Source organism: Leucobacter insecticola (genome assembly GCF_011382965.1).
Lineage (GTDB): Bacteria > Actinomycetota > Actinomycetes > Actinomycetales > Microbacteriaceae > Leucobacter > Leucobacter insecticola.
In genome coordinates this window covers 1,737,402-1,751,214 of the sequence record NZ_CP049934.1, presented here as the reverse complement: position 1 = coordinate 1,751,214, position 13,813 = coordinate 1,737,402, and the positions used below count along the sequence as shown (strand labels likewise).

Annotated in this window: 12 protein-coding genes and 1 pseudogene; 4 read left to right on the top strand and 9 right to left on the bottom strand. The window is 61.8% G+C overall.

Going from position 1 to position 13,813, the window contains the following annotated elements:
- Positions 1–26 precede the first annotated feature (26 nt).
- The 5 genes from G7067_RS08025 to G7067_RS08005 all read right to left on the bottom strand — a co-directional run bounded on the left by G7067_RS08025 (position 27) and on the right by G7067_RS08005 (position 4,870).
- Positions 27–1,823 carry a peptidoglycan D,D-transpeptidase FtsI family protein gene (locus G7067_RS08025; RefSeq protein ID WP_166323351.1) on the bottom strand — a complete coding sequence of 599 codons (1,797 nt, stop codon included), beginning with the start codon at positions 1,821–1,823 and terminating at the stop codon, positions 27–29.
- A gap of 21 nt (positions 1,824–1,844) precedes the next feature.
- On the bottom strand, positions 1,845–2,456 hold the full coding sequence (ftsL, locus tag G7067_RS08020) for a cell division protein FtsL (RefSeq protein WP_166323349.1): 612 nt from the start codon (positions 2,454–2,456) through the stop codon (positions 1,845–1,847).
- A complete protein-coding gene (rsmH, locus tag G7067_RS08015) occupies positions 2,453–3,424 on the bottom strand; it encodes a 16S rRNA (cytosine(1402)-N(4))-methyltransferase RsmH (protein ID WP_166323347.1) in 972 nt (323 codons plus the stop codon). The genes ftsL and rsmH overlap by 4 nt, the downstream gene beginning before the upstream one ends.
- An 11-nt stretch (positions 3,425–3,435) precedes the next feature.
- On the bottom strand, positions 3,436–3,867 hold the full coding sequence (gene mraZ / locus G7067_RS08010; protein WP_166323345.1) for a division/cell wall cluster transcriptional repressor MraZ: 432 nt from the start codon (positions 3,865–3,867) through the stop codon (positions 3,436–3,438).
- 625 nt (positions 3,868–4,492) lie between these two features.
- Positions 4,493–4,870: a DUF3040 domain-containing protein gene (locus tag G7067_RS08005; protein WP_166323343.1), complete on the bottom strand. Its 378-nt coding sequence runs from the start codon at positions 4,868–4,870 to the stop codon at positions 4,493–4,495.
- Positions 4,871–5,026: 156 nt separating this feature from the next.
- Between G7067_RS08005 and G7067_RS08000 the strand changes: the two genes are divergently transcribed.
- Entirely contained in the window at positions 5,027–6,043 is a 1,017-nt protein-coding gene (locus G7067_RS08000) for a polyprenyl synthetase family protein (RefSeq protein WP_425280709.1), read from the top strand.
- Positions 6,044–6,079: 36 nt separating this feature from the next.
- Here the strand turns inward: G7067_RS08000 and G7067_RS07995 are convergent, their stop codons facing one another.
- Positions 6,080–6,427, bottom strand: a complete 348-nt coding sequence (locus G7067_RS07995) for an Rv2175c family DNA-binding protein (RefSeq protein ID WP_166323341.1) — start codon at positions 6,425–6,427, stop codon at positions 6,080–6,082.
- A 94-nt stretch (positions 6,428–6,521) separates the two neighbouring features.
- Here G7067_RS07995 and pknB point away from each other — a divergent pair, with 94 nt between their 5' ends.
- The gene (gene pknB / locus G7067_RS07990) at positions 6,522–8,462 is read left to right on the top strand and encodes a Stk1 family PASTA domain-containing Ser/Thr kinase (RefSeq protein WP_244301017.1); all 1,941 of its coding nucleotides are present in this window, start codon (positions 6,522–6,524) and stop codon (positions 8,460–8,462) included.
- Positions 8,463–8,464: 2 nt separating this feature from the next.
- On the opposite strand, the gene G7067_RS07985 is transcribed toward pknB, so the two are convergent.
- Together G7067_RS07985 and G7067_RS07980 are read right to left on the bottom strand one after the other, a co-directional pair.
- Positions 8,465–9,793 carry a class II 3-deoxy-7-phosphoheptulonate synthase gene (locus G7067_RS07985; RefSeq protein ID WP_166325959.1) on the bottom strand — a complete coding sequence of 443 codons (1,329 nt, stop codon included), beginning with the start codon at positions 9,791–9,793 and terminating at the stop codon, positions 8,465–8,467.
- A gap of 121 nt (positions 9,794–9,914) precedes the next feature.
- Complete coding sequence (locus G7067_RS07980) at positions 9,915–10,595, bottom strand: lysophospholipid acyltransferase family protein (protein WP_166323339.1); 681 nt, start codon at positions 10,593–10,595, stop codon at positions 9,915–9,917.
- Positions 10,596–10,734: 139 nt separating this feature from the next.
- On the opposite strand from G7067_RS07980, the gene G7067_RS07975 reads away from it, so the two are divergent.
- Together G7067_RS07975 and G7067_RS07970 are read left to right on the top strand one after the other, a co-directional pair.
- Positions 10,735–12,567 (top strand): AMP-dependent synthetase/ligase, encoded by a 1,833-nt coding sequence (locus G7067_RS07975; RefSeq protein WP_166323337.1) that lies wholly within the window; start codon positions 10,735–10,737, stop codon positions 12,565–12,567.
- The gene (locus tag G7067_RS07970; protein WP_166323335.1) at positions 12,567–13,115 is read left to right on the top strand and encodes a hypothetical protein; all 549 of its coding nucleotides are present in this window, start codon (positions 12,567–12,569) and stop codon (positions 13,113–13,115) included. The genes G7067_RS07975 and G7067_RS07970 overlap by 1 nt, the downstream gene beginning before the upstream one ends.
- A gap of 191 nt (positions 13,116–13,306) precedes the next feature.
- On the opposite strand, the pseudogene def reads toward G7067_RS07970, so the two are convergent.
- Positions 13,307–13,797, bottom strand: a pseudogene (gene def / locus G7067_RS07965) (peptide deformylase).
- Positions 13,798–13,813 lie beyond the last annotated feature (16 nt).

The following is a 13,813-nucleotide window of genomic DNA, read 5'->3' as shown; positions in this document are numbered from 1 at the left end:
GTGTCTGCCTCCTGCGGGCATCGAAATCAGTATTCCGTCGGGAGTGGCACGAACTCCCCAGTCGACGGTGGGATATGGAAGGTTCGGATCGTAGCCTCGGCCGCATCGCGGAAGGCCGTGATTGCTGCGATGCTCCCCTCGCCGTTTGCGGGGAACGCAATAGATGCTACCGCTACGTACTGCGGGTCCTCGGCAGGGAAAATGCCAGCGAAGGTGTGAACATAGTCGCTGCGGTACGTTCCGGTCTCCGGGTCCACCTGCTCGGCGGTGCCGGTTTTGCCGGCGATGCGGTACCCAGGAATTGAAACATACTCTTTGTACCAGCCCTGATCCACAACGGTTTCCAACATCTGCATGACCTGGGCCGCGGTTTCGGGAGTAACCGCCTGTACCGGATCCCCGTGCTTCAGGATCTTCTCAGACCCATCAGCGCCGATGCACGCTCGCACGACACTCGGGGGCACACGCTCGCCACCGTTCGCGAGGGCCTGGAATACCCCGGCGGTTTGCACGATCGTTGACGACAGCCCCTGCCCAAAGGTCGTGTTGTAGGAGGTCTGGCGATCCCAGTCTTCGGGCGCTGCGAGCATGCCGGAGTCCTCGACGGGGAGCCCCGCATTCGTCGCAATGCCGATGCCGAACTTGTGCAGGTAGTCATAGCGGGTCTCAGCGGACATCTGCGTACCGAGCATCGCCGTGCCGACATTCGATGACTGAGTCAATATCCCGGCGAGCGTCCACTGCTTGACCGGGTGCGAAAAGGAGTCGCCGAAACGCACCCCGGGCTCAGGCTCAAGGTAGTCGGGAGTCGCGTTCTGCGTCAGCGGGGTGGCGAGGCCCTGATCGATCAAGGCGGCTGCGGTAATCGATTTGAAGGTCGATCCCGGTTCGTAAGGGTAAACAAACGAGCGCGCTTCGCGCTTCGCCGGATCGGAGGCATCAACGTCGTTCGGGTCCACCGAACCGTCTTCTGCGACCGCGACCAGCTCACCCGTCTTCACATTCAGGATAACGAGGAGACCCCACTCGGCGGCAACCCGCTGGGTCTGCGCGTTGATCGCCTGCTGCGCCTGCCATTGCAGGTCACGGTCGATGGTGAGTTCGACGGTGCCGCCGTCAACGGCCTTCTGCGTCACAACGACGCTGCCGGGAAGCGGCACGCCGTCAGCACTCCGCTCGTAGTTCTCAGAGCCGTCAACGCCAGTCAAACACTTGTCCTGAGACACTTCAACGCCCGATTGCGGCACGTCTTCGAACCCCGAGAAACCAATAATGTTGCCCGCGACCGCGCCGTTCGGGTAAGTACGTGTGTGGTGACTCTCGAAGGTGAGCCACGGGATACCCAGCGCCTTGAGACGGTTCAACACGGTGAGGTCGACCGAGCGAATCACGTACGCAAAGTCGGACTTCTCATTGACCGCGAGGGCATCGTCAACGATCTTTTGCAGCTCTTCCGGGGTCTGCCCCGTGATCGCAGCGATCTCAACGAATGCTTCCTCGGCGGTGACCTCCACGTTGCCGATGCCGCCTTCCGGGTCGGCTCGCCAGAAGCTCCCCTTGTTCAGCTTGGTGTTCTTCGGAGAGAGCTGAACGTCATAGCGCACGTCCGTGGTCGCCAGGATCTCGCCGTTGCGATCGACAATGTCGCCTCGCAGGCTCGGGATCACTACGGGAACAGCTCGCTTGTTGGCGGCGTCCTCATTGAGGGCCGCCGCTGATACCAGCTGCACATCGATCAACCGTATAAAAAATACGATCGCTACGATCACGATAAGTGCGAAGGCGAGAACCCGGCGAAGCCGTGAGCCGCGCTGTGTCAGCATCCCACATCCCTTGTCTCTGGCCTAGTGAGTTCTTGGCGCCGGAAGTTTGCCTTCCCACTGTACCGGCGCTTTGACCGGCTCAGCCGCAGCCTGCCCGGCTAGTCCGGTGTTTCGCGCGACGAGCGATCCAGCCGAATCGATGACCGGAATCGCGTCAAGGGTTGAGTTGGGAACAAGGTTGCCTCGCGCCTCTGTTGTGACCGATTCGAGGGATCCCAGCACGACTCCGTCGCTCAATCTGAGTGTCGCCGGGCGAACGTTTTGCACCATGCCAAGCTGGGCGGCGTTTTCCGCGAGATTCTGCGGGGAGGCCAATTTCTCGACGTTTTGTGAGAGCAGACGCTCTACGCGAGCCAGATCCCGCTGTTCGATCTCAAGCGCGCGCACTTCGTACGCACCCTCGGATATGGCGATACTCAGTCCAAGCTGCGTCGCGAGGATCACGAGCACCAGACCCACCGCGACGAGTCCGCCGAGCAGTGGACTGCGCCCCGCGCGACGTCGCGGTGAAGCAAGCCGCAGGTGTCGTTCTTTCGGCTGCGAAAGCGGTGCTAAAGAACCTGTAGTCGCGCCCGGAAAGAGCTCCCCGTCAAGTTCGACACCTTCAAATTCGAGCGGAACCGTGTTGTTCATCGCACATTCCTTACTCGTTCTGCGGCCCGCAATCGCACCGGGATCGCTCGGGGGTTTTTGCCACGTTCTTCTTCTGAGGCGAGTTCTGCTCCCCGGGTGAGGAGTCTGAACTCGGGTCGATGCTCGGGCAGCTCGACCGGGAGGCCCGCGGGGGCTGTGGACTTCACGCGCTCGGCGAGCTCGCGCTTCACGAGGCGATCTTCGAGTGACTGATAGGCCATGATCACGGCGCGGCCTCCGAGGTTCAGCGCGTCGAGCGCCGCAGGGACCGCCCGCTCCAACACCGCCAACTCGCTGTTGACCTCAATGCGCAGCGCCTGGAAGACACGTTTTGCGGGGTGCCGCTGATCCCGCACGGCGGCCGGGGTTGCCGCTTGCAGAATATCGACGAGCTGACCGCTGCGCTCGATCGGTGCTTCCTGCCTGGCCGCGATGATCGCGCGCGCGTAGCGGCCCGCGAGGGGTTCTTCGCCATAGCGTTCGAAGATCGCGCGCAGGCGCCCCTCTGCTGCTGTCGCAAGAATCTCCGCCGCAGTTTCGCCACGGTCCTGGTCCATTCGCATGTCGAGTGGGGCATCCTGCGCGTAGGCGAAGCCGCGGTCAGCGTCGTCGAGTTGCAGGGATGACACCCCCAGGTCGAAAAGCACGCCATCGATGCGGGTGAATCCGCAGTGTTTGATCGCGCCGGCGATGCCGTCATACACGGTGTGCACCAGGCGCGCGCGGTCGCCGAAGCGAGCAAGCCGCGATCCCGCGAGCTGCAGAGCTTCGGTATCGCGATCGAGACCGATCAGGGTGAGGCCGGGGTGGGCTTCCAACAGCGCTTCGCTGTGTCCACCCATGCCGAGGGTCACGTCGACCACGACGGCTCCCTCTCGGGAGGCAACGGGGGCGAGCAGTTCCAGGCAGCGCTCGAGCAGCACCGGGGTGTGCAGGTCGGCGGGGTTCCGTGAATCGTTTGGGATCATGTGTTTCCGGGCTAGAACATGCCCGGAATCACCTCCTCCTCGATATCCGAGAACGCTGATTCCTGAGCGGTCAGGTAGGTCTGCCAGGCCTCGGCATCCCAGATCTCTGCCCGTGAGCCCGCTCCAATGACGGCGAGCTCGCGGTCAAGACCCGCATACTCCCGAAGCCCCAGGGGGATCGTGACGCGGTGCTGTTTGTCCGGGTTCTCCGGGTGTGCACCGGAGAGAAACACGCGCAGGTAGTCGCGGGCCTGCTTAGAGGTGACGGGTGCCTGCCGAATCCGTTCGTGCATTGAAGCGAACTCTTGCTCGCTGAACACGTACAGGCAACGCTCCTGACCCCGGGTAATGACGAGGCCGTTGGCAAGTTCGTCGCGGAACTTCGCGGGGAGGATCAGGCGTCCCTTGTCGTCGAGCCTGGGGGTGAACGTTCCAAGAAACATGGCACCCCTTCCCTTTCACACGCAAGCTAGGTCCCCAGACTACTCCACTTTCCTCCACCAATTGAACTTTTTGCTCCACTTTATTCCCACTAAATTTCTGCACCGCAAACAGCCATTGAAAAATCATTGAAAACATGCGGAAAACTCGCCGGGCTCGCGCAGCGCCGACCCGCATGGCCACATCACGCCACACTCCTCAAGCCGACAGCTTTACCCTCCAAGACCACCCAATTTGCGCCCACACCACCCCATTTTTGCCAGTTTCGGCAAAATCGTGGAGCAAAGTGGAGTCGCCTGGATTGCGCGCGAACGATGATTCTCTGCAGAGGTTCTCGGGCATGAGCGTGCGGTTCGCCGGCGAGAGTGCGGTTCGTTGCCGAGATTGCCTTCCACTGCCCAAACTGCGGTTCCTGACAGCAGCTTCGGCGGTGAAAGGCAAGTTCGCTGAAAACCCGCAACTACACCCTCGTTACGAAGACACAAAAGGGGCCCTGGTCGAAACCAGGGCCCTCTCAAGCAGAGCGCAAACGCGATGCGTTTTCGCTAGCGCCCCACCTCTCGCTCCGCTCCGTAGGCTGCCGCCGTGTGCGGCACCGACCGCGAGCGCAAACGCGATGCGTTTTCGCTAGCGGTCGCCCATTCGCTCGTCCCAGCGACGCTCCGCGCGCTCGCTCAAAGTCTCGCGAGTTTCTTTGCGGGGGCTCTTGCCGCCCTCAGCGATGTGTTCAGCGGTGAGCTCGGGCTCAGAGCCGCGGGCCATCATCAGCATGACCCCTCCGAGCATCACAGCGAATCCGATCAGGCCAAGCCACAGTAGCTGCGCAGCCACACCACCGATCAACACGCCGACACCGACGACCGCGACGATAATGCCCAGAACCAGCGTGCGGTAATTCACCCTGCGACGGCTGGAGGAGGTGGTCTGTAACACGTCAGCTTCGCTGCGATAAAAGCCGCGTTCCATCTCGTCCAGCAGCCGCTGTTCATGCTCTGACAGAGCCATGGCACCCTCCCGAGAGATGATAGAAACTGTTTGCGCCCAGTCTACGCGCCTCAGCCACAGCTAAGCTAGCTGGGTGGACGAAACGATACGACTCGCAGGCCTTATACAGGAGCGAATCTCCGACACCCTCGCCGAGCATCGTCGCGAACTTGCCCTCTGGGCCCCGACGCCGCGCCGATCCTCGACGAAGCCGTCGGATTTCTTACGGGAGGAAAGCGGTTCCGCGCCCAATTCGCGACGCTTGGGTACCGTGCGATCCGCCCCCTCGACCTCGATGGCCCGGTTGACGCGGAATTCGGCGCGATGCTCGACGCCGCATGCGCACTCGAGCTCTTCCATGCCGCAGCGCTCATCCACGACGACGTCATCGACCGGTCCGACACTCGGCGCGGCCGCCCAGCCACCCATCGACTGTTCACAACGCTGCACAATCTCAGCGGGTGGCAAGGTTCCTCCGAGCATTTCGGACTGTCCGGTGCAATTCTGCTCGGCGACCTGCTCCAGTCATGGGCGGACGAACTCATGCAGGCCGCTTGCGACGCGATCCCGGATCGCCAGGCGGTGCGCCGAGCACGAGCCCACTTCAACCGGATGCGCAGCGAAGTGGCAATCGGCCAGTACCTCGATGTGCTTGAAGAACAGCAGGACGGCTTTGCCGAGCACGACGAACAACTCGAACGTTCGACCCGCGTGCTGGTCTACAAATCAGCGAAGTACAGCGTCGAAGCTCCCCTACTCATCGGAGCAGCCCTCGCGGGCGCAAACGAGGCCCAAGAACTCGCCCTGGCGGGATTCGGTCTGCCGGTGGGAGTCGCGTTCCAGCTGCGCGATGATCTGCTCGGCGTGTTTGGTGACACCGAAGTCACCGGGAAACCCAGCGGAGACGACCTCATAGAAGGCAAGCGCACCGTGCTCGTCGCCCTCGCGCGGAACAATCTGCCCACCACGCAGCGCAGAATCTTTGACGATCTCATTGGCAGCGAACTCGGTATGGACCAGATCGCCGTCATGCAGGGCACCATTCGCGAAAGTGGTGCGGTCGACCAGGTTGAGGAGATGATCACTCGAAACATCGACCGTGCGGCCTCGACTCTGAACGATGCCCTACTGCGCGAAGACGCAGTAGCTTCACTGCGGAAGCTCGCGGAGCGCGCGGCGCGGCGCACCTCTTAGTGGCCACCCCGCAGCGCATCGCAGGATCTATGCCAGCTAGAAGGCAAGTCCCTGTGTTGCGCGCCTGACGGCGCTCTTGCGCCCGTCATTCAGGGAATCGATGGGGCGTTCACCAAGCTCATCATTGTGCTGAAGCAGCCACGTCACGGCCTGCTCGGTCGAGTACCCGGCGTCCAGTAGCGCAAGCAGTGTGCCCCGCAGCGGCGGCAGTGGCTGGTTTCCCTGCACAAACTCCGCAGGCACCTTCCACACTCCATCGACGCGTACCGCTGCAAGGTAGTTGTCTTCGATGAGGCGGTGGATCTTCCCGGGAGCGAGATTAAAGCGTTCGACCAGGTCAGGGATCGTCAGGTATACGGTTTCGGGGGTGAGATTCTCAGACACACCTTTACTCTGCCAGCGCAGCCGCCAGATCGCAATGTGTGTGCGTCCGGCGCGCATACCCCTTCGATCCGGGATTGTTCCGTAGACTCTCGTCGTGACTTCTGTGCCTACCGACCCGCTGATCGGGAAAACGCTCGATGAGCGCTACGTGATTCGTTCCCGGATCGCACGCGGCGGCATGGCGATGGTGTACCTCGCAAACGACCTGCGCTTAGAACGAAGAGTCGCCGTGAAGGTGATGCACGAGCATCTCGCAGAGGACGAAAACTTTACGAGACGCTTCGAACAGGAAGCACGAAGCGCCGCCCGGCTGGCCCACCCAAACCTCGTGAACATCTTTGACCAGGGGCACGACGCGGGACGCACGTACCTCGTGATGGAGTACCTTCCCAGTATCACGCTGCGCGATCTTCTCAAAAAACAGAAACGGCTCACGATCGATCAAGCCCTAGAAATCGGCGAAGCCGTGCTCGCGGGACTTGCGGCGGCGCATCGAGCGGGGATCGTGCACCGTGACTTGAAGCCCGAAAACGTGATGCTCGCCGACGACGGCCGTATCAAACTCGGTGACTTCGGACTCGCACGCGCGGTGAGCGCCAACACCACAACCGGCCAGGCCCTTCTCGGCACGATCGCATACCTCTCCCCCGAACTCGTCACGCGCGGCATCGCGGACGCCCGCAGCGACCTCTACGCCTTCGGCATCATGATGTACGAGATGTTCACGGGGGCGCAGCCCTTCACCGGCGAGCAGCCCATGCAGATCGCGTATCAACACGCACACTCCGAAGTACCGGTACCGTCACTCGTGAGCAGTGAAGCGACCCCCGAGCTCGATGAGCTTGTGCGCTGGACCACTCAGCGGGAGCCGGATCAGCGTCCACGAGACGCGGGCGAAGCCCTCGAGTTCCTTTCTGCACTTCGCAACGGCTCCGCGGTGCCGGGATCCACTCGCGTACTCGATTTGCAGGATCAGCAGACCTCGATGCTCACACCATCAACCACAGTCCTTGGCAATGAACAGCGGGATCTCCTCGCAGCCGGCAGTACGTCCGACGGGGAGGACACGGGATCACAGAACGACGCCCCGGTTTCTGCCATCGAGCGAGCGGCAGATTCGGCGAAGCGACGCGGAGCGCGGGGCAAGGTGATCACCGCGGTGCTTGTGCTGCTTGTCGTCGTCGCCGGCGGCACTGGTTGGTGGTTCGGGCAAGGGCCGGGATCCCGCGTCACCGTTCCAAACGTCGCAGGGCTCGATATGGAGACCGCAAATGCGAGTCTCACTGAGCGCACGCTTATCGTCGACGTAGTCGACTGCTCGAGCCTGGAGATCCCAGAGGGATTCGCCTCCGTCACTGAGCCGAAGGCTGGCACCCGGCTCGACCGGGGTAGCAGCGTGCAGCTATGCCGATCAACAGGTCCGGAGCTTAAGCCGGTCCCCACAATTGTCGGCATCTCCCTCGAAGAGGCCAAGCGCACGATTAAGGACGCGGGTTTTGTCTTTGGTGAGGTCATCGAAGAGCGATTCTCCGAGGAGGCCGCTCAGACGGTGCTCGCTGCCCTCAATACCGACGGTGAACCACTCGAAGATACGTACCCCGAGCAGGCGCGCATTGACCTGGTGGTCTCCGCAGGTCCCCTCCCCGACGTCAACGGAATGACCGTCAGCGAAGCCACCTCCAAGCTTGCGGCACTGAAACTTACCGTTGACACTTCGCTCATCAGCGAGTCGTACAGCACTGACATTGCCGAGGGTAAGGTTTTGGCCCTCACGTTGCACACCGATCCGGTGCGCCCGGGCGACTCCGTCGGCCTGCAGGTTTCGCTTGGCCCCGAACTCTTCGAGATACCCGATGTTGCGGGCATGGGCTTGCAACAGGCGATGGATACCCTCACGGCCGCAGGTTTCGCACCCTCAACACTCGTACCGGACGCGCTGCGTGGCCTCGCCACGGCAACGGGCACCGATCCCGCCGTCGGCCAGCGAGTCGCAGCAGGCACTGAGATCCGTGTGAAGAGCACGCTCTCGCTGTAGCTCTACAGCTTCTTCAGTTCCTCCGCTACCTGGAACGCGAGTTCCAGCGACTGGCGGTGATTGAGCCGCGGGTCGCACAAAGACTCGTAGCGAGACGCTAGCCCCAGCTCGTCAATGTTGTCCGAGCCACCGAGGCATTCGGTAACGTCATCGCCGGTGAGCTCCACGTGGATGCCACCAGGGAAAGTGCCGACCTCGCGGTGCGCCTCGAAGAAACCACGCAGTTCGTCCATGACATCGTCGAAGCGGCGCGTCTTGAACCCGGTCTCGGTCGTGATGCCGTTGCCGTGCATCGGATCCGTGATCCAGAGCGGCTGTGCACCTGAATCACGCACCCCCGCGAGCAAACCGGGCAACACGTCGCGGATCTTGTCTGCTCCCATGCGCGTGATGAAGGTGAGGCGACCCGGCTCGCGGTCGGGGTCGAGCTTGTCGATGAGGCGCAGAGCGTCGTCGGTCGTGGCGGTGGGCCCGAGCTTTACAGCAATCGGGTTGCGCAGGCGTGACAGCAGATCGACATGCGCGCCGTCGAGATCGCGCGTGCGCTCACCGATCCAAAGCATGTGGCCTGAGGTTCCGTAGGGCAGCCCCGTGCGTGAATCGATACGGATCAGCGGACGTTCGTAATCGAGAAGCAGCGCCTCGTGGCTGACGTAGAACTCGGTCTGCGTCAGGGCTGTGTGATCCACACCACACGCGTCCATGAACTTCAAGGCGCGGTCAATCTCCGCCGCGAGAGACTCATAGCGATGGTTTGCCGGGGTGCCGACAAAACCTTTGTTCCACTCGTGCACCTGACGCAGGTCCGCAAATCCGCCCTGCGTGAAGGCACGGATCAAGTTGAGTGTCGAGGCAGAGACATGGTATCCCTCGATCAGTCGTTCTGGGTTCACGGCGCGCGATTCTTCAGTGAAGTCGTAGCCGTTCACCAGGTCGCCGCGGTACGCGGGAAGTGTCACACCGTCGCGGGTCTCAGTGTTGCTCGAGCGGGGCTTTGCGAACTGGCCGGCCATGCGCCCGACCTTGATCACGGGCATGGATGCACCGTAGGTCAATACGACCGCCATCTGCAGCAGCGTCTTCACGCGATCACGGATCTTGTCAGCCGTCGCGGCCTCAAAGGTCTCAGCGCAGTCGCCCCCCTGCAGCAGGAACGCCTCGCCACGCGCTGCAGCGGCGAGCCGGGCACGCAGCTGATCCGCTTCGCCGGCAAACACCAGCGGCGGCTGCTTAGAGAGTGTGTCAGATGCAGAAGCAACAGCTGCGGGATCCGGCCAGACCGGCTGCTGCTTCGCCTCGAGCGCGCGGTACGCGTCGAGTCCTGCAAGCACGCTGCTGGTATCGATTCCGTGTGTCTGGCTCACCTTGGCCACCGTGGTCCTTTAGCTGTTCTCGACTGTGATTGCGCGGCGCATGTGCCACCGCAACCTCTTAAGCCTACCGAAAGGAATACTATGCGGCAGCTTGATTGCGCACGCTCGTGGCGTACACGTCGATGTATTGCTGCCCGCTGAGCTTCTGGATCTCGATCATGATCTCGTCGGTAACGCTGCGGAGCACGAAACGATCGGCGCTCATGCCGGAAAATCGACTGAAGTCCATGGGCTTTCCAATCACGGTGCCGATTCGGCGAATCTTTGGGATCTTCACACCCTTGGGCATCGCCTTTTCGGTGTCGATCATCACCGCAGGCACTACCAGCGCACCGGATTCGAGTACGAGCCGGGCGACGCCCGTGCGGCCCCGGTAGAGCCGACCATCGGGGCTGCGGGTGCCCTCGGGGTAGATCCCCAGCACCTCGCCACGGTCAAGCACGCTGAGCCCGGTGTTCAGCGACGCCTCCGAAGCCTTGCCACCCGAACGGTCAATCGGCAGTTGCCCGACTGCGAGCATGAAGCTCGCAACGATCCGCCCTTTCAGTCCTTTTCCTGTGAAGTAATCACTTTTTGCGAGGAAGTAGACACGCCGATCGATCATCAATGGCATAAAAAAAGAGTCAATGACAGATAGGTGGTTTCCCACAATAATCACCGGCCCGGAGCCCGGAAGATTTTCGGCACCCTCCACCCAGGGCCGATAAATCGTTTTCAACAACGGCCCAAAAACTAGGTGCTTAAAAAACCAGTACAACACAGTAGGTGTCCTCTCGACTCAACACAGAATAGCCGAGGCCCGAGTTCCACGGGCTATGCATATAGGCTGTTTGCAACAACATAGCGCGGCGAGAACCCTGCCGCGTCGGAGGCCGATACGAGGTGTCAAAGGAGCTGCCATGAATCTGTCCGAAATGCCCATCCAGGTTCCACCGATCCCGGAAGACAACATCACCGATCTGCTTGAACAGCGGGTTGAAGCCACGCCCGACCGTATTCTTTTCGCCGTTCCCGATGGCGGGGGCTGGCGCGATATCACGGCTACGCAGTTCCGTGCCCAGGTCATCGCTCTCGCAAAGGGCTTCGCCGCGGCGGGTGTGCAGCCGGGCGACCGAATCGCGTTCATGTGCAAAACAAGCTACGAGTGGACGCTCGTAGACTTTGCGCTGCACTACGCCGGCGCGATCATGGTGCCGGTCTACGAGACCTCCTCTGCACTGCAGTTGCATTGGATCCTGGAAGACTCGGGCGCACGCGGCCTCCTCACGGAAACAGCCGCACACGCCGAACACTTCAATGAGATCAGAAGCGATGTCCCCCACACCGAGCTCCTCTGGCGCATGGACGAGGACGCCATCGCGTCACTCTCCCTCGCCGGCGCTTCCGTGGACGACGAGGAGATCGAACGCCGCCGGAACCTTGCGGTTGGCAGCGACATCGCAACGCTGATTTACACCTCCGGCTCCACCGGCCGCCCGAAGGGGTGTGTGCTGACCCACTCGAACTTCGTCGATCTGTCGCGGAACGCGGGAGCCGCGCTGTATCAGGTCGTGCAGCAGGAGGGCTCCTCGACGCTGCTGTTCGTCACCCTCGCGCACGTCTTTGCCCGCTTCATCTCGGTGCTGTGTGTGCACGGCGGCGTGCGGGTCGGCCACCAGCCCGACACTTCACAATTGTTGCCGTCGCTCGGCTCGTTCAAACCGACGTTCCTGCTTGCGGTGCCGCGAGTATTCGAGAAGGTCTACAACTCCGCTGAGCAGAACACCGAAGCCGACGGCAAGGGCAAGATCTTCCGCACCGCAGCGGCGGTTGCCGTGCGGCACTCCGAAGCCCTTGATGCCGGCAAGGTACCGTTCATGCTTGGCCTCCAATTTAAGCTCTACGACAAGCTCGTGTACGCCAAGTTGCGTCAGCGGCTCGGCGGCCGTGTGCAATTCGCGGTTTCGGGATCGGCGCCCCTCAGCCACTATCTCGGCCACTTCTACCGCAGCCTCGGTGTGAAGATCTTGGAGGGCTACGGCCTAACTGAGACAACCGCCCCGGTGACCGTCAATCTGCCCGATCACTTCAAGATCGGCACCGTCGGTCCGCCGCTCCCCGGCCACACGGTGCGTGTCGCTGCAGACGGCGAAATCGAGGTCAAGGGCATCGACGTTTTCAAGGAGTACTGGAACAACCCGGAGGCCACAGCGGCTGCCTTCACCGACGACGGTTTCTTCCGCACAGGTGATCTCGGTTCACTCGACAGCGAGGGCTATCTCACCATCACCGGGCGCAAGAAAGAGATCATCGTCACCGCCGGCGGCAAGAATGTCTCACCCGCCGCGCTCGAGGATCCGATTCGCTCGAATACGATCATCAGCCAGGTCGTGGCGGTCGGCGACCAGAAGCCGTTTATCGCGGCGCTCGTGACCCTCGACATGGAAATGTTGCCCACTTGGCTGAAGAACAATGGGGAAGATCCGAAGATGTCGAGGGAGGTTGCAGCTAAGAATCCCAAGGTACTCGCCGAGGTGCAAGTCGCGATCGACCGCGGCAACCGTTTCGTCTCACGGGCCGAGTCAATTCGTAAGTTTGTGATCCTGCCCACGGACTTCATTGAGGCAAATGGGCATCTCACTCCCAAGATGAGCATCAAGCGCGACAACATCCTGCGCGATTTCTCGCGCGAGATCGGCGAACTCTACGGCGATAACCCGCAGACAGAGAACGTCGACATGCAGAGGAAGTAGTGAATATTCAGGAGAACCGAAAGCACTGGATCCCGGGCTGGGCCATTGCCCTGATCATCATCGGCGCGGTCATTGTGTTCGGCGCCACGACGATCCTCACCGTCGGCACGTTCCGCGTCGTAATGACCATGTCTGCGGCGATGCCTCGCCCGGAGCCCGCGCCTACGCCTTCAGCTCCCTCCACCCCCTCAACCCCGTCCCAGGAGTCTTCCGAGCGTGCGCTTGAACAGCTGCGGGATCGACTCTCGGTGAGTCGCGAGGAGTACCTCGAAGCCATCAAGGATGGCACCATCTATGATCGGCTGCCCGACGGGGATAAGGTCGACCCCAACTATATTCGCGACTTCATGTTCTTGTTCACTGATTTGAAGAGTGCCACCGTCTTTATGGGCGGCAGCGATCTCGCCAGCATCGAAGAGCTGAGCGATGAAGCCGACGAACTCGAACGCCGCTTTCTCGCGGGCGAGGATCTGGGAAGCTCCGTGCGACTCGTGCGTGAGGACGGCACGGTCTACGAATCAGATGGCAAGTACCGCACGATCAAGTAGCTCAGCCCGCGACACGGGAGACGGGACACTAGTGTCCTGTGTCGCAAGTTGCTTTGCAGATACCGGTGCTCCGGTGGATGCAGCGCGAGGCGGAGGAGTGAGGCGATGCCGTTGCATCGTCGAGTGACGACAACGACGTGATGCGCCGCCGGAGTGCCGGGATATGTGAAGCGAATTTGCGACACGGGACACTAGAACCAAGTGGCACTGCGGATCTGGCGCATTGCCTCACCGCGCTGTTCGCGGTCGAGGCGCGAAATGTAGAGCTTGCCATCGAGATGATCGCACTCGTGCTGCAGCGCCTGGGCGAGCAGCCCCTCCCCGAAATCTCGATCACTTTTCCATCGAGGTCGATACCGCGCACGGTGGCACGCGGGTAGCGCATCACCTCGAACCATAGATCCGGCACTGACAGGCAGCCTTCGCCGGTTGGCTGCGGCTCGCCCTCAAGAGAGACGATCTCCGGGTTCAGCACATAGCTGATCTCGCCGTCGATATTCAGGCTAAACGCACGCTGGGTGTGTCCGATTTGCGTCGAGGCGAGGCCAGCACGGCCATCCATGTCGACTGTCTCGCAGAGGTCTTCGACCAGCGCGCGCACCCCGTCATCAACGACCCCAATCGGGTCACAGACTGTGCGCAGCACGGGATCTCCAAACAGGCGAATGTCACGGACGGCCATGCTTACTCCTCTGACG